This window comes from Aureliella helgolandensis (assembly GCF_007752135.1).
Taxonomy (GTDB): domain Bacteria; phylum Planctomycetota; class Planctomycetia; order Pirellulales; family Pirellulaceae; genus Aureliella; species Aureliella helgolandensis.
On record NZ_CP036298.1, the window covers coordinates 2,368,618 to 2,385,090 of the forward strand.

Annotated in this window: 11 protein-coding genes and 1 tRNA gene; 6 read left to right on the top strand and 6 right to left on the bottom strand. The window is 55.4% G+C overall.

Annotated elements, in window-relative coordinates:
- Window positions 1-46: 46 nt before the first annotated feature.
- Both tsaE and Q31a_RS08385 read right to left on the bottom strand, forming a co-directional pair.
- Window positions 47-520, bottom strand: coding sequence for a tRNA (adenosine(37)-N6)-threonylcarbamoyltransferase complex ATPase subunit type 1 TsaE (gene tsaE, locus Q31a_RS08380; protein ID WP_145076543.1), 474 nt, complete (start codon window positions 518-520; stop codon window positions 47-49).
- A 125-nt stretch (window positions 521-645) separates the two neighbouring features.
- Entirely contained in the window at window positions 646-2,049 is a 1,404-nt protein-coding gene (locus Q31a_RS08385) for a hypothetical protein (protein WP_145076545.1), read from the bottom strand.
- A 600-nt stretch (window positions 2,050-2,649) separates the two neighbouring features.
- Here Q31a_RS08385 and msrB point away from each other — a divergent pair.
- From msrB to Q31a_RS08405, 4 genes are all read left to right on the top strand, one after another.
- Window positions 2,650-3,846: a peptide-methionine (R)-S-oxide reductase MsrB gene (gene msrB / locus Q31a_RS31530; protein WP_197356479.1), complete on the top strand. Its 1,197-nt coding sequence runs from the start codon at window positions 2,650-2,652 to the stop codon at window positions 3,844-3,846.
- 428 nt (window positions 3,847-4,274) lie between these two features.
- A complete protein-coding gene (locus Q31a_RS08395) occupies window positions 4,275-5,057 on the top strand; it encodes a copper homeostasis protein CutC (protein WP_145076547.1) in 783 nt (260 codons plus the stop codon).
- A 363-nt stretch (window positions 5,058-5,420) separates the two neighbouring features.
- A complete protein-coding gene (glmS, locus tag Q31a_RS08400) occupies window positions 5,421-7,286 on the top strand; it encodes a glutamine--fructose-6-phosphate transaminase (isomerizing) (RefSeq protein WP_145076549.1) in 1,866 nt (621 codons plus the stop codon).
- 176 nt (window positions 7,287-7,462) lie between these two features.
- Window positions 7,463-7,681, top strand: a complete 219-nt coding sequence (locus tag Q31a_RS08405; RefSeq protein WP_145076551.1) for a hypothetical protein — start codon at window positions 7,463-7,465, stop codon at window positions 7,679-7,681.
- Window positions 7,682-7,699: 18 nt separating this feature from the next.
- Here the strand turns inward: Q31a_RS08405 and ypfJ are convergent, their stop codons facing one another.
- From ypfJ to Q31a_RS08425, 4 genes are all read right to left on the bottom strand, one after another.
- Complete coding sequence (gene ypfJ / locus Q31a_RS08410; RefSeq protein WP_315851654.1) at window positions 7,700-8,704, bottom strand: KPN_02809 family neutral zinc metallopeptidase; 1,005 nt, start codon at window positions 8,702-8,704, stop codon at window positions 7,700-7,702.
- Window positions 8,705-8,773: 69 nt separating this feature from the next.
- Window positions 8,774-12,151, bottom strand: coding sequence for an LPS-assembly protein LptD (locus tag Q31a_RS08415; RefSeq protein ID WP_145076553.1), 3,378 nt, complete (start codon window positions 12,149-12,151; stop codon window positions 8,774-8,776).
- Window positions 12,152-12,472: 321 nt separating this feature from the next.
- Window positions 12,473-13,582, bottom strand: coding sequence for a pyridoxal-phosphate-dependent aminotransferase family protein (locus Q31a_RS08420; RefSeq protein WP_145076555.1), 1,110 nt, complete (start codon window positions 13,580-13,582; stop codon window positions 12,473-12,475).
- Between the two features lie 63 nt (window positions 13,583-13,645).
- Window positions 13,646-14,563, bottom strand: coding sequence for an NAD(P)-dependent oxidoreductase (locus Q31a_RS08425; RefSeq protein WP_145076557.1), 918 nt, complete (start codon window positions 14,561-14,563; stop codon window positions 13,646-13,648).
- 440 nt (window positions 14,564-15,003) lie between these two features.
- Between Q31a_RS08425 and Q31a_RS08430 the strand changes: the two genes are divergently transcribed.
- Together Q31a_RS08430 and Q31a_RS08435 are read left to right on the top strand one after the other, a co-directional pair.
- Window positions 15,004-15,077, top strand: a tRNA-Arg gene (locus Q31a_RS08430).
- A 900-nt stretch (window positions 15,078-15,977) separates the two neighbouring features.
- The gene (locus Q31a_RS08435; RefSeq protein WP_145076559.1) at window positions 15,978-16,328 is read left to right on the top strand and encodes a hypothetical protein; all 351 of its coding nucleotides are present in this window, start codon (window positions 15,978-15,980) and stop codon (window positions 16,326-16,328) included.
- Window positions 16,329-16,473: the final 145 nt, after the last annotated feature.

Below are 16,473 nucleotides of genomic sequence, written 5' to 3' on the forward strand. Positions count from 1 at the left end.
GCGATCCCCGCCTATTGAGAGGGGGCAGGATTCGATCTCGGTTTGATCAGAGCTTCAGGTGTTGCAGCATAGGGGCGAGTGCGTCGCCGTGGGCAACCAGCCGCGCGACCCGCTGTTCCTTGGCGTCTTGCTCGATGGTACATTCCAAAAACACCTCAGGGAGGCATTCCGGGAATTTGTCTCCCCATTCGATGACCGTGATGGCTGGCTGCTCGTACAGTTCATCGATTCCTAAATCCCACACCTGAGCAGCATGTTCGAGGCGGTAGAAATCGAAATGGTAGATCGGTACGGTGGCTGAGTAGCGTTGGAGCAATACATAGGTCGGGCTGGTGACATCTTCAGCTGGCACCCCCAAGGCTTCGGCCAGGAACCGGATCAACTGCGTTTTTCCAACTCCCAAGGTTCCGTTGAGTACGAGCGTGAATGGGGGCTGACAGTGCTCGGAAATCAAGCGGGCAAGTTGTCGAGTTGCTTGCAGGGTGGGGAGTTGCAAGTCCAGGGAGTTTGTACCAGTCACATTGGGTTCCTACCGCGTTTTCCGACCATGTAAGTAAAGAGCGATCGACCATTGATGAGCCGCTGCAATGGGGCATGCTAACTGTACACCTGGGACCGCTTGCCGATCTGTCTGCAGGCCGTGTTTTAGGGCTGGCGAGGGCGAGTGTTGAGCCAAAACGTCTTGCCGAAGTTCTCAATCTGCCGCCTGCCCTCCAGGCTGCTGACGTCGCGTTTTCCGTTCCAGCGATTGGCAACACTCTTTACATTCACTCGGATCTCAAATTCGGAGTCGAGAGTTTCCGCCAGATAGCGGGCAACGCCAAGTCCCACGCGAGATTGTGGGTAGATTGGCGTGCGAGTTGCGGCGAGGCACCAGCGGTCAGTAGCCACGCGCACCCACAGCGTCTCGTAGTAATCATCGTCTTCCGCTTCCGAATCAAGGGGCGTAGCGGGCACGACTTGGGCTGGCAGCCGATCCCAGGCCGTCTTGGCAACATAGACCTCCACGCGACTGCTGTGTGGAGCATACAGAGCCCAGCTCGGCCAGTGATCCCAGTAGCCCCATCGCTCTAGCAGCGGTAAGCAGATGGCCGCACCTACGATCAAGCGGGCGGCCCAGGCCCACATGGGGACTCGGTCGCCACGCACGGGCCCACTGAGACTCTTGGTTTGAGGCAAGGACGCCCCGGAGGACTGAGGAGTGCTGGGGGCTGTGTCTTGACTGGGAAGCCCTCGCTGAACGAGAGGACCATGCCGGCCGGGAAGATAAAACAGCAAGATCGCTTGCCCCGCAAACTGGGCGTTCCACAGAAGGACCCCCAGCGAATGGCCCAGTATCAGTGGGCTGAATAAGAGCATGAGAAGGATGTGGAACAGACAAGCGACGAGGGCAGCAATCCGCCGAGTGGCGGGGATGCATAGTCCAATCGCTAGTAACAGTTCCGCAACTGGGAGCACCCCGACCAACATCAGCTGCGATCCCAATGGCCAGTCCTCGGTCGAAATTCCGAGGACCGACAGGGGCGCACGAACGAAGTTCAGCCCAACCGTGTGCAGGAACTCATAGTCAATCTTTCCCAGAGCCGAAAATAGATAGATGCTGATCACCAAGGCTTGCATAAGCTTCAAGCCGGCCTGTCGATATCCGCCCAGGGTCCAGACTGCTGTAAATAGGATCCACTGATAGAACCAAGGCTGTAGACGCTGTTGGTCCAATGCCACCAAGGTCATGGCTGCCAAGCAACTTGCAGCGGACCATCGCTGAACCTGTGCGGCGGGACCAAAAAGCAAGCCCAGGAGACTGACAACTAGGCAAGCGGTCAGCAGGCTATCTAGCAGCGCTGGGACTCCACACAGGACTTCCAGCATAGGGATCTGGGGATAGGAGTCCGCAGAGGAGGCGATTGACCACCCGGTGGAGGGTAACCAGAGTGCATGGGATGCCAAGCCCAGGGCGAGAAGGCAAGTGGCCGTCCACCGGCACAGATTCTGATTGCAACGCAGGGAAAAGGGCTGTGCAGCGAGTTCTGTTGGGGGGACGTTCGCCATGGAAGGGGGCTGTTGGACAGCGGATATAAGAGGATCAGGTATGAAGTAGAGGGTGCAAAAAGGGGGTGAACCACGTTGCCAGCCGGGATTCTCCAGGGGGATGCGGGGGGGCACCGGCCTGCCCTGGCCACCAACAAAGTACCAGAATTCATGTTTTAGTGGAGACGAGTTGAACTCAAAAGGCTCGCCCAGCGTAGACCGACTGCGTAAACTAGTATCGCGAACACGAATGTGCTGGCTCGTGTCTCAGATGGGGTGCGAATTGTCGGCAGGGTGTTTGGATGGGGGGAGCGCCGGAATTGGCGAACGCCTCTAGGTCGATCAACCTATTGCGACAGGTCGATCAACCTATTGCGAATCGTGCCTTCGAATCTGAGCCGGTCTGTACGCTAAACCACAGAACAACCAATGTGCCTTAGGGTTAAATGGGCTTTGGGCTTGAATGGCCATTGGGTACAACGGGCTTCGATTTTTCGGGCACGCGTTCAGACGCAGTGAATATTGGGTTCTTTGTGGACACGATTTCTTAATTCGTGGTTGGTGGTGCGAGGTCACAGTGCCGCCTCCGCAAAGGATTCCTAAATTTGGGGGAAGCAATCGATGAAGACTTTTCAATTCGCGACGGTCCTAGGAGCGATGGGGCTGCTGTGCGGTTTCTTGTGTGCTCAGGTCCAATCCCAAGTCTTAGTTAGTCCCGAAAAGCCTCCCGCCAACCAGGAAACTCAGGCTCGCCAGCCGGCGACCGCGATCTTTGCCGGAGGGTGTTTCTGGTGTGTGGAAACCGATTTTGAGAAGGCGCCCGGTGTTGTAGACGTGGTCTCCGGCTACAGCGGTGGCCGTCGTCGGGCTCCAAACTACGAGAACTATGCATCCAACGGCCATCGTGAGGTCGTGCTGGTAACCTACGACGATTCCAAAATTACCTATGCCGGTTTGGTGGAATGGTTAATTAAGCATATCGATCCCACGAACGGTCGCGGGCAATTCAACGATCGTGGTGGGCAGTATGCACCAGCGGTCTATTACGCCACGGATACGGAAAAGGCAGATGCCGAGCGCGTCATCAGGGCCATTGAGCAGATGAAGGTTTTTCGTGGTCGATTGAGTGTGGACGTAATCCCCAGAGCTGAATTTTGGCCCGCGGAAGAGTACCATCAAGACTACCATCACAAGAACACGATTAAGTACAATTTCTTCCGGCTTGCTTCGGGCCGAGATGCCTTCGTGAATTCCCATTGGGGCAGCCGAGCCGGGTTTTTGGAACTGCCCGGAGCGCGACCGGAAGGCGCACTGAACGCCACAGACACGGTTGCGGATGTGAAGGCGACCGAATCCGCCGAACCTCGTCCATGGCAAAGCTTCCGCAAGCCTTCCCCCCTAGAACTCAAGCAGACTCTGTCAGCAATTCAGTTTAAAGTCAGCCAAGAAGATGGTACCGAGCCGGCATTTCGCAACGAATTCTGGGATAACAAGGAAGCAGGACTCTACGTCGATATCATTTCTGGCGAACCCTTGTTCAGCTCCAGCGCCAAATTCAAGTCGGGCACGGGGTGGCCCTCCTTCGTCACACCCATTTCGCCCGATGCGGTTGAATATCGATTGGACCGCACCCTATTTTCAGTGCGTACCGAAGTTCGGTCCAAGTACGGGGACTCGCATTTGGGGCACGTCTTTGATGACGGACCGGTGGAACGAGGCGGCAAACGTTATTGCATGAATTCGGCCGCCCTGCGATTCATTCCTAAAGATAAAATGGAGTCCGAAGGATACGCCGATTATTTGAAATTCGTCGAATGATCTCGCTCTTGGAAATGGAATGGCCGGTGCAACAGGAGCTGCGGGCGTTTCGTCCAGAATGGAAGTTTTAGGTGGTCGACAGGGCACGCTCCCTACGCTTCGGTGAACCTGGGGCGCTGGTGGCATCGGCTCGACCACGGCCTCTAGCCCTCACGGGAAGAATGGCGAAAGCACCAGTCCGTCCTGCTGGTTTTGTAGCCTATACGTAGCCAATCCTGGGTAGCCAATCCTGAGCCGCCAACTCCGAGGCGATCCTGCGAAGGCTGGTGGTTTTCCACCTAGTAGCACGTTTTTTTGGCTCGCCGATTTGTCGCGCGAGTTACCACTTGGTTTAGTGTCGTTTACAGGAGTGTTGTTGGTAGCGATCGCCAAATACGAACCGATTTTCCTCAACCTGCTTCGCTCCGCTTTGGAAGGTATTTGCACCTGTGTTGAAAACAAGAAGTGAACAACCCAGTGATGAACAACTCGGCCAACGGCTGTTTGAGTTGGAAGTCTGTGTTGACCGTATCGAACATGCGATTATCGCTGCAGAAGCAGGCGCAACACGTATTGAAATTAACCAAGGGATGGAGCTGGGGGGATTAACTCCAACCGTTGGCTCGTGTCTTTGGCTCAGCCGGCATTGCCCCGTCCCAGTGGTCGCCATGCTGCGTCCGCACAATCATGGATTTTGTTATAGTCCGGCTGAGCAGACAGCCATGCTTCGCGACTGCGAGTTGCTCCTGTCCTCCGGTGTCGATGGAATTGTTGTGGGAGCGCTCCGCAACGACGAAGAGCTCGATTTGAATTTTCTTGCGCAAGTGGTTGAGCTGTGCGCAGGCAAAGACGTCGTCATGCATCGCGCTTTTGACCACCTGCACAATCAGCATAAGGGATTGTTGCAATTGATTGATCTGGGGATTGCTCGCGTCCTGACGTCGGGCGGGCGCCCCAAAGCGATGGACGCATTAGAGGTGTTGCAAGAGTTCGTCGAATTGGCTGCCGGGCGAATTCAGGTCCTGCCCGGAAGTGGAATCACGGCGGACAATGCTGCTGAAATACTTAAGAAGACCGGCTGTGCACAGCTGCATGGCTCGTTTCGCTTGCCCTTGCGGGGAATTTGGGCTCCGAATCCTGAAGAGATCGCAACCGTTCGCCGGATCCTGAGCCGGCATGCTGAAGCCCCGCCACCCCAGCTAACCAGAGAATCGGCTGTGCCGGTTCGCTAAGCAGCACGTCCAACGCGAGTGGCAATTGGGTCCTCCCCGCTTCAAACGCACGGCACTTCGCACGATTTCTGGATGCAACCAGACGAACGCGAACTAGCCTGCTCAGTGCATGGAGGGGGAGATTGGACAAGGCGGTGGGATTGCCTGCGGTCGTTCCGGATGGTGAAATTGCGCCGATTATAGGGCCCATACCGAAGGCAAAACTGCGGCTGTGACGTAAAATTTTGGCAGTGGAGTGTCAGGCTAAGCTAGGCTCCACTTGTCAACCTGCCACTAGGCTCGCCAGATTCTCATCGAGTGGCGATCGGTTGGTATGGAGTCAACGTTGCCCGCCCCGCCAAGGGGCATGTTCAGGAATGTTCAATGTGTGGAATTGTCGGATATATCGGTGCCAATGACGCTTGCCCCTTTCTGCTGGCGGGCTTACAACGCCTGGAATACCGCGGATACGACAGCGCTGGCATTGCTACGCTCAGACCCTCGGATCAGATCCGAGTGACGCGAGTTGCCGGTCGCGTGGCGGATCTCGATGCTGCAGTCAAGAAGAAGTCCATGGCCGGTAATCTTGGTATTGGGCATACGCGTTGGGCCACGCATGGCGCGGCTACCGCTGAAAACGCGCATCCGCACAGTGGCGGAAACGGCGTGTTGTCGTTGGCTCACAACGGCGTCATCGAGAATTACGAATCGCTCAAGAGTGTGCTGCAGTCCAAGGGGTACGTCTTTCATTCTCAAACCGACAGCGAGGTGGTGGCTCACTTAATTGCCGAATGCCTCAAGCTGTCGATGGTCAAACATGCTGGCGAAGTTTCCATCAATTGCTACGTGGAGGCGGTGCAGGACGCAATTTCTCAATTGCGAGGTACCTATGGATTGGTGATCGTGTTCCGAGATCAGGCCGATCTGCTGATCGCAGCGCGCTGTGGAAGCCCGCTGGTGGTGGGCGTCGGCAAGGGGGAGCAGTATGTCGCTAGCGATACGTCCCCGTTGATCGGCTTCACCGATCGCATCATCTACTTGGCTGACCATCAAATTGCAGTGATTCGTCCCGATAATATCCAGGTCTTGCATCGCGATCAGGGGCGCATTCGCCCAGACATCAAGGAGTTGACGGCGGACGCAGTGGATGTGACCTTGGAGGGGTACGCCCACTACATGCTTAAGGAGATCTACGAGCAACCACACTCGATTACCAACGCCCTCCGCGGCAGGCTCGACAAGGACAATGCCACGGCTAAGTTCGGCGGACTCAATCTCACCACTCAACAATTGCGCAGCGTCGAACGCATCGTGCTGACCGGCTGTGGGACGAGCTGGCATTCGGCGCTCGTCGGGGAATACTTGTTCGAAGAATTGGCTCGTATCCCGGTCGAAGTGGAGTATGCCAGCGAGCTGCGATATCGCAATCCTCCCACAGATCGCGATACGGTGATTTTCGGTATTACTCAAAGTGGTGAAACGGCGGATACCTTGGCGGCCCTCCGCGAGATGAAACGCAAGGGGCACCACACATTGGCAATCTGCAACGTGATTGGCAGCAGCATCGCCCAGGAAGCGGATGGAGGAATCTACCTGCACGCTGGCCCTGAGATCGGAGTGGCGTCCACCAAGGCCTTTACGTCGCAATTGACCGTATTGAGTATGCTGGCGCTTTACTTCGGACGCCTGCGACACCTGAGCTACGAAGCAGGCCAACGCATCATCGCGCAATTGGAAATGCTGCCGGAAGTGATTCAGAAAACGCTCGAATGCCACGAGCATGTCAAGCATATTGCCGCGCGCTATGCCGACGCCACGAACTTTCTCTACCTGGGACGAAAGTACAATTTTCCCACGGCACTGGAGGGGGCTCTTAAGCTGAAGGAGATCAGCTACATCCATGCCGAGGGCTATCCGGCAGCCGAAATGAAGCACGGCCCAATCGCCCTGGTCGATGAGCACACGCCCAGCGTCTTTATCGTGCCCAATGGGACGGTCTACGATAAAGTCTTAAGCAATCTCCAGGAGGTTAAGGCACGGGGTGGGCCCGTCATTGCAATTGTCGATCATGAAGACCCACAAGTTGCCAATTTGGCCGATGAAGTCATCATGATTCCACAAATTGAAGACTTTTTGCAGCCTATCGTGGCTTCCATTCCACTGCAATTGCTCTCGTATGAGATCGCGTTGCTACGTGGATGTGATGTAGATATGCCCCGAAACCTAGCCAAAAGTGTTACCGTTGAATAGACTGGATATTCAACGCATTGAGAACACTTCAGTGCCTTAGAGAGCGATTCCCTCTTCCCGTCTTATGCTTCGGAGCATCGAGAGCGAGTTGGAACGGAGCGGCTGTTGATAGCAATCCGATTCCTTTTCATCCTCAATTCCAGCTCCAGCGTTTTTCACCTATGAGATCTACACACATGAGCAATAATCTTGGTTTGAGTTACAGTGCCCGCAAAGCCCTTTCGGTGCATGTTGGCGAAGCGGCTGGCAATGAAATCGCGAATTTGATTCAACGCATGGCTGCACAGATCGAAGAGCTAAAACGCAGCAAAGTTAACGTGACCTCAATCGTGCCTGGTGCCAAGCAAGACGATGATGCGCACTTTGCGTCTGTAATCGACAGCGACTCGTTCTAGTCGTTTTCTGATACTCGACTACAACCGGTTGTAGTCGAGTTCGAACAAGAGGTTGAGGTCGCTTAGATCTCCGGATTGCAATCCTTCATTGAACCACCGTTGCCGCTGTTTGGCGGTGCCGTGCGTGAACGAATCGGGCATGACTTGACCGGTGGCTTGACGCTGCAGGGTGTCGTCGCCAATTTGTTGTGCGGCGTTTAACGCTTCTTCCACATCCCCTGCTTCAAGGATGCGTTTGGCGCGATCTGCATGATGCGCCCATACTCCAGCAAGAAAGTCGGCTTGCAGCTCAAGACGCACGCTGAGTTTGTTGGCTTCGGCCTTGCTCAATTGTGCCTGCCGCGACTGAACTTCGGCGGAGAGTCCCAGCAAATTCTGGACATGGTGGCCTACTTCGTGAGCTACGACATAGGCGCAGGCGAAGTCCCCTGGAGCTTTGAATTTGGTTCGCATCTCCTCAAAGAACGCGAGGTCCAAGTAGACCTGCAAATCGGCTGGGCAATAGAACGGGCCGACGGCGGAGGAGGCGTGACCACAGCCGGAGGAGGTTGCATTGCGAAACAGAATCAGTTTGGGTTCTTGGTATTCCTTGCCCACCAATCGTGGGAAGAGATCGTTCCACACGTCCTCGGTATCTTTGAGCACCACCTTCACAAACTCGGCGAGCTCTTGTTCCGCTTCGCTGGCGACGACTGGTCCGGCTCCAGCCTGGGCCCCTGCTCCACCTTGGGCCGCCTGCTGTTGGAGTTGCCGAACACCGTCCTGAAGTGCTTGTCCTGGATCGCCACCACGCATGATGCTGAATACGACCACGAGCAGAGCGACTAACAAACCGCCTCCGCCAACAGCTCCAGCACTCTTCATGCTACGACGATCCTCGACGTTGCTGCTTCCCTCTCGTCCTGCCCAACGCATGCCCCACCCCTTGTAAATGTCTGTGTGTGCAATCACCGCCCGTAAGGCTATCGCTGGTGAGGTAGGGGAGCAATGGTCGTGGGCATTGAGAAGACGAAAAAAGACCACTTTTGTTGGTTCAAGGTGCAGCGTTTCGCTTGCGGCTTGCGAGCCGCAGCAGCTTGACGGCAACCACTATTATTCAACGCCGTACAAGCCGGCAGGCGGAATCAACTCCCCACCCACGGATCCCAGCACTCGCTTGGAGAGGAAGCGTGGTTCGATATTGAAGTTGAAGGAGACGTTATCACGCCCGCTGTCCACGTCGATGCCGACCTTCACCAAGGCCGTTTCTCCGATGCGCGTTAGCCCCAGCGATTGACCAATGCTGCCCGTGTTGCCAAAGTCGAATTGGGCTCCGCCGGTAAGAATCCATTTTTCGTTCAGTCGGTAATTCGTGTAGCCGTTCAAGATGGTGGCGCTAATCGGGCCTTCTAGAGAAAGCATGCCAATGTAGGCGTCGCCACGCCCTGGACGACTCATCTGGGCGCCTGCAGAAAAGGTCTTCAAACCGTCCGCAAACGTATCGTAGTAGCCGTCGGACAGGAGCGTTAGACGATCTCCTACGTGATAGCGGAAGTCGTAGTTGATGACTCCCAGGTCCTCGCCGAAGTTGTCTCGCTGTGCATCAGGGAATAGGATGAAGTCCACATCAAACGAAACCAGGTCGACGATCCGTTCACGCCCTGGCAAGCCACGCTTGGTTTGCCATCGCTGGTTGACGCCGAAACGCATCTGACTAAGGTCATCCACGATTTCACTGCTGCCGGCCGTCACCCACCGCTGCATGCCATTTCGAAGCGCAAAGTTGCGCTCGTCGAACTTGTCTGGCAGCGAGCCACCGAAGGTGTTGAAAATGAAACGCCGCCGGAAGTGCTCTTGGGCATTGTCATCCAGTGGATCGTAGAGTGGCAGGAGGTCCATATTCTGGTTGGAATCTGCATAGAAATACTCCGCATCTAGCGTGACCTTGTGCGCGATCCCACGCAGATCGAACAGGCGATTTTCGATGCCCGGGTAGACCCGCCAGAAAGGGAGGGACGTGCGAATACCGGCCTGCCCCGTCAGTCGTGTTAGGTCGTCTTGATTGACGTCTTCATTCCAAAAGGCGGCCTCTCCCGATAAGAATGGAATGATCTTCCACGCTCCCAACGCAATGGGCATGCTCAACTCCTGACGCGTGTTCGCAACCACACCCTCACTATCGCTCTCCCAAGGAAGCAAGGCGAAAGTGGCCGCATCGACGGGGTCGGTGGGAGTCGTCGCTACGCGTTGATGTCCATAGCCCACACTGGAATGTTCGCTCCAGGTAAATCGCTCTCCCAGGAGATCTTGCCCGAGCCAGTAGTGATCCAGTTTGGGGAGCCATTCCGTGTCCGTAAAGAAGTCGTTCAGACGCGCTTGTCCGAAAATCTCCCAGTAGCGATTGCCGCTGTAGTTGCGCATTCGCAACGCCGTGGTAAAGTCCTTCTCTTGTTCCCACTCCTTCTCGAAGAATTGTTCGAGAAAATTTCGGTCGCTGATCCAACCGTTCTCAAACAGCAGCTCCGTGTTGGGCGTTGCGAACAATCGATGTCGGGTCAATATTCGTCCGCGAACGGTTTCTTCCGGAGTCAGTTTGTTGCGGTCGCTACCTAAGAAATCGAGTCCTTCATCGTGCAAGAACCAGGCATCCGTTGAACCGACGCCGGGGATCCCAAAGAGATAGGTGGGGCGGTTGTAGTCGAAATGGACCCCTACCGCTGGCCCTCGATCCGAGAGATAGTCGGTCGACAAGTCTAGATTGGTCCCTTCAAACCCTTTGATTCCCAGCAACTGATAGAGATCCCAGTCGACGTAGGTTTGAAAGCCAAAGATGCTGTCATTCTTGAACTTCACTCCCGACACGTAGAAGTTCGGCTTCGATAGATCGGTCTTGAATTTGGGCCAATACAGTACCGGCACGCCGCCCAGATACACAAAATTGCTTTTAGCGGAGACGCTCATGTTCGTCGGACGATTCGTGTCAGAGGGAGCGTAGGCCGATAGATCGGCTTCATTGCGAGTGTCCGTCAACTCCACTTCATCGGCTTGCAACCAATAGCGAGGTACTCCCAAGCGACTACTCGTGATAGCCGCTCCATAAGCAACCATGTTATTGCGGTCGCGTTGCTGCAAGACGTCCGCTTTCAAACGCAACAACCCTTGGTATTGTGGCACGGGCGTCAATACTTCTGCCGAGAGTACCATGCCGTACTCGCTCGAGACGTTGTAGTACATCCTCTCCGCATAGATGACTCGATTTCCCTGATGAAATACAATGTTCCCATCCAGGTAGAGCTCAACTGGGCGATCGGGGCTGGAGGTTAAACCGCTCAGGATCGAGGTGCCACCTCCCGTGCCGTTGTTACGGACCCAAACAATCGCGTTGTCGGCTTCGAGCGAAATTGTGCCGAAATCGGTCGTGGCTCCGTTCGCGTCCCTGAGACTGGCACCGTTGATGATCAACTTGAATCCGCCCGTCAGTTGTCCGACCGCCTCCGTCGCGGTCGTCAGATCGGTGTACCGTAGCTCATTGCTACTGCGCGGCAGGAATTGGATGTTCTTGAGGGTGAAGCCATTGGTCGCAGGGATCTGCCGCACGACTTGTGGTTGTGCCTGTGGATAAATGGTTTCGGAGGCAGGCGGTGAATTCGAAGGCACGGGGCCCGCAGCCGCGTAGGGAGCACTACCGTCCTGGGGAATGACGAGACCAGCTTGCGGTAGAAGCGAACTACTTTGGGTACCACCCAAGTTGGAATTTTGCGGTTGCCAGGGCGTTGCTCCAGCAATCGGGGGCACTAGCGATTGGGGATTGCCCGCCCCGCCGGTCGGAGGCAGTTGGATATTGCCCGGTGGCAGCTCTTGGTTGAGCAGTGGCGGAGCGGTCATGGCGCCATTCGTGCCGCTGGGGGTAAACCCGTATCCAGGTGCCGATTGCGCGTACTGCGCCATCTGCACTGCGGAAGTGGGTTCGCGACTCCAGTCTAAGTTGGGGATGTCATGCCGTGGGATCGAACGCCCGGAAGATTCAATGGGGTACAGACTGAAGAGTCGACCAGTCCACTGATGATCATTGATGACTCTTCCGTTCCCCCAGTCGGCGTGCGCTCTACCATTCAGATAGCAGATGATCTGTCCTGGCTGGTCTCGTCCCTGCGCGCCATTGCGGTCGACCCACAATACGATCTCGTCGGCCGATGCCTCGAACACTCCTTGCTGCAAGTGGCAATTGCCTTGGAATGCCAGGACGCGATAGTTGCCACGTATTTCCTCCCCCACCGTTTCGCCACTGACAATAATGCGGAATACGGGGTCAATCGGCAGGAAAGCGATTTCTGCAGCATCGGTTCGATCGGTTCCAAGGCACTGGAGCACGCAGCACAGCAGCCAAGTCGCCAGTCCAACGGCGCGCAGCCTTCCACGGCAGAAGGTTCGATTCCGATCCTCCTGACCAATGTACTTCAAATTCGCGGTTGGGCGTCCGTTGCCAAGCACCGGCAGGCTTTCACGACATCAATGAATAAAGCTCGGTTACGGAGTGCGCAGAGCATCTCCGAAAAAGGTTTTCCCCGACTGCTTATAGGAAAGCGGCGCCGAGCAGCCAAGAGCAATCAATTGCCAGCAATGCAGCCTTCTCCATTCGCCCACCTTCAGGTTGCTTAGAACGCAGCCTTCACGGCAAATCGGACCCGACTCTTAGATCAACGCGTCGCTAGGCATGCCCGTTGTGCCGGGCCTTGCAAGGTTGGCAATCTTGGGAGAGGCCTGTCGCTCATTGTGTTTAGCTAGCGTCTGGAGCGGTGGTTGGGCGTGCGATTAGCCAATGCACGTGCGTAGTGCTGCCAGGAGTGTTGTGACGTTGCGTTGAGTCGCAGCGTGTCCCATGAGCCCGATACGCCATGCCTTGCCAGCAAATTGCCCCAATCCACCACCAATTTCGATATCAAACTCGTTGAGCAGGCGACTGCGAATTGCCGCATCATCGATTCCCTCAGGCAGGGTCACGCAGTTCAACGTTGCAAGCGAGTGGTCGGGAACATAGCTCATGCCCAATGCTTCCAGGCCTTGGCGTAGTTGTAGATGCATTTCGCGGTGTCGGTCGATGCGGTTTTCCAACCCCTCTTCTTGAACAATGGCCAATGCTTCACGGAGTGCGTAAACCATATTGATGGGAGCGGTGTGGTGGTAGGCGCGACCACCGCCACCGGTGTAGTAGTTCTTCAGCATCGAGACATCGAGATACCAACTTTGAACTTTCGTTTTTCGAGCATCCATTTTTTCCAGAGCGAGTGGTGAAAATGAAACGGGGCTCAATCCAGGAGGGCAAGACAAACACTTCTGAGTGCCAGAGTAGATTGCATCAATACCCCAGGCATCGACTTTCAACTCGTGGCCTCCCAGTGAAGTCACTGCGTCGACCGCCAGCAGCATTCCTGCCGCATGGAGTAGGTCACCGATGCCGGTCAAATCTTGGAGAGCGCCGGTGGACGTTTCAGCATGCACAATCCCCAGCAATTTAGCCTTGGGGTGCTTTTGAACCGCGTCGGCGATCTGTTCTAGCGAGAACGATTTGCCCCAGGGGATTTCAAGCGTATGGACCGTGGCGCCGGCACGCTGCATATTATCCTTCATGCGACCGCCGAAGACGCCATTGATGCAAACGATGACCTCATCTCCAGGTTCGATGAGATTCACCACCACCGCTTCCATGCCGGCCATGCCTGTCCCCGAAACAGGGAAGGTTAGGGCATTCTCCGTTTGAAACGTGTCGCGCAGAAGTTGGCACGTCTCGTCCATGTAGCCTATGTACTGAGGGTCTAAGTGGCCTAGCGTCGGCGCACTCAAGGCTTGCAGAATCCGGGCTGGCACAGTACTCGGTCCGGGGCCCATCAACATCCGTTCTCGTGGAGCTAGTTGCGATACCATGATGTTTATCTACTTTCTTGTCGGATCGTTTGGAACAGAGGAAGGCTGAATTTCGGTAACTGGCTACTGGCGCTCGAGCCAATTGAACCCACTCATCTCAGCCAGGGCGAGGGTCAGAGCATGGGTTCCATTTTTCCGCCAGCCCTTGGATTGCACCGACTGGTAAAGTTGTTCGGCAAGTGCTAGGCCGGGCAGGCAGAGTCCCATGCGGCGACTCTCTGCCAAAGCGATTCCCATGTCTTTCACAAAATGCTCGACGAAGAAGCCTGGATCAAAATTATTCGCCATGATTCTGGGTCCCAAATTGGTCAACGACCAGCTACCAGCGGCTCCCGAACTGACCGATTTCATGACGGTCTCCAAGTCGAGTCCTGCTCGGTAGCCGTAGACGAGGGCTTCGCAAATGCCCAGCATGCCGGCTGCGATTAGCGTTTGGTTCACCATTTTAGTATGTTGTCCGCAACCGGCGGGCCCCTGATGCACAATCGTCTTCCCCATGGCTTGCCAACAGGGTTGTAGCGCGCTGACGACTTCGGCATCGCCACCGATCATGATCGACAATGTTCCTTCGCGAGCACCTTTGTCACCGCCGGAGACTGGGGCATCCAATGCGTGGACTCCTCGCTGTTTAGCAGTGGTGTAAATCTCTTCGGCTAAGCTTGGTTGACTGGTCGTCATATCGATCAGTACATTGCCTGGCTGGCAGCCTGCTAGAGCTCCCGTATCGGGGTCGAGCAAGACCTGCCGTACATCTTGAGGAAAGCCCACGATCGAGAAGATAAGGTCTGACTGTTGGGCCACGGCCTGAGGGGAAGCGGCCCACTGTGCCCCCAGGTCGAGCAACGGTTGAGCTTTTTCCTTGGTCCGCGAGTAGACCGTGGTGGCAAAGCCTTGTTGGAGTAGATGCCCACACATGCTGGCACCCATGACTCCAGTACCGATCCAACCGATGCGCGTTGAGGAGGGGGATATTGCTTTCATTGGGGCCGCCGTTTGATGCGAGTCGTTCGTGGTTTTGTCAACAAGCGGGCCATTGTCTCACCGCCTAGCCAGCTTCGCAACACGGAGGTGATTTTCCCTCAAGTTGGTCTGCCCCTGTCCGCCAGCATGCGGGCCAGTATCGGCCCCCTTACGACTCCTTGGTGAGGGAGCGAGCATCCGAGACGGGGCCAACCGCCTGGCCTCTCGCGGCCGAAAACACCTAGAGAGGGAGAGCCCGCAAGGGGACCGTTTGGGGATTTGGGCGAGAACTAAGGAAAAAATGGGGCAGCCGGCAATCGCCGAGCTCGAAAATCGACAACTTTGCAGGAAAAGCTCAAACACCCGTTGTCGTCCAACCGACTTTCCAGCAAAATAGCACTCGTTCGGACGACAGCCAGCTTTGAGAGATTTCCCATTGCTCAGCCGTCAGCCCAACAACTGCACCCATAGCTCAACTGGATAGAGCATCGGTCTACGGAACCGAAGGTTAGAGGTTCGAATCCTCTTGGGTGTACTCAGTTTTTCGGGAGTGATTACCTGGAAGCTGAGTACGAATGCTCACGAGCAATCGTACGCATTACAGTGGAGCTTCTCATCAACGGTCTTTGTGTTCAAAAAAGCCGATGAGGAGCTCCACTTTTTTTATGCGCTCTAATAGTTCGGGGTTGATGGATCCGATGTCGCTAATGCCAGGTTCCCATCGGCCTCCCAAGCAGGTGAGCAGCCTCGGACGATGCCACGAGCTATATGGCCGATAAATCGCGTTTCAAGGGAAACGCACGTTCGGGTTTCTTAGAAACGGAATTGTTTACTTTAGGTAAACCAAGTCGTTGAAGTCTGACGCGACTATCTAGCTTTTCCGATTCAACCCTCCGCAAGTGTCGTCTGGTCCGTTAAACGTCCTGCAAAAGACACGTATCTTCGAAAATCGGCAACGTGAAATTTTTTTCCAGCTCGCTTGACAGGCGTGCCAGGTTTGGATTAGGTTGGGCCGCTGAACACAAAGACCGATGTCTGTGCGAGCTACCAGGGCCGATTAATCACCGTTCCGATTCATAGCCGCCAAGGGCGTCGGTTAATACAACCAACGCACCCTCTGAAACCAAGCTTTAGTTTCCAAGGATTGTGAATTGCTGCGCATGTACTTGCGCAGGTCTCACCGGGAAACGGCTGGGAAAGGTATTTCAATGCCTGATGCCCCCTCACGTATCCATAGACGAAGACAAAATAAGAACGTCGCGCTTCGAATGACACAGGACCAGTGGTCCACTCTCGTCAACCAGCTGCCCGAAGATGTGAGCGTCAATCAACACATTCTCGAAACTCTTGGGCTATCAACTAAAGTCGATCGCTACTACGCAACTGACGCCCAGAAAAAAGCCCGTCAAACCGCTATCAAGCGGAGGGCGAAATAATGGGAAAGATTATCCGCTTCGTTGAAACAGCACTCTCTGATCCGGGCATGGGCCGCGTGATGCAGCTGCAGAGAGTTTGGGACCGCGTGCCCGCTTCTCAGCAATCGAACTTAGTCCGCCAGACTACAGGGTTCGCCTCGCGATCGCTGCGAGGCATAGACCGCCTAGTGCCCGTCCCATTCTGCCAATTCGAAAGCAGCCTCACTCGCTGGGTGAAAATCGTACCAGTCTTCGCAATGTGTTCTGACGCCGATCAAGCAGAGATCGTGGATTACGCCTATTGCGTGGCAGGCGTTGAACAGCCCGAAACGATTTTCAGCGACTACGTCTACAACGTGGGAGGCGAATAGCCATGAGAACAACGCAACTTGCGAATTGCACAGGTTACGCTACCGACAAAGGCGGGCTGGTCAAAGCCATGGTAATGGCATTTAGGATTTTTCAAACTATGCAGGCAGCTTGCCTGCGATTACTCAGAATTAGTACACCTGCAGG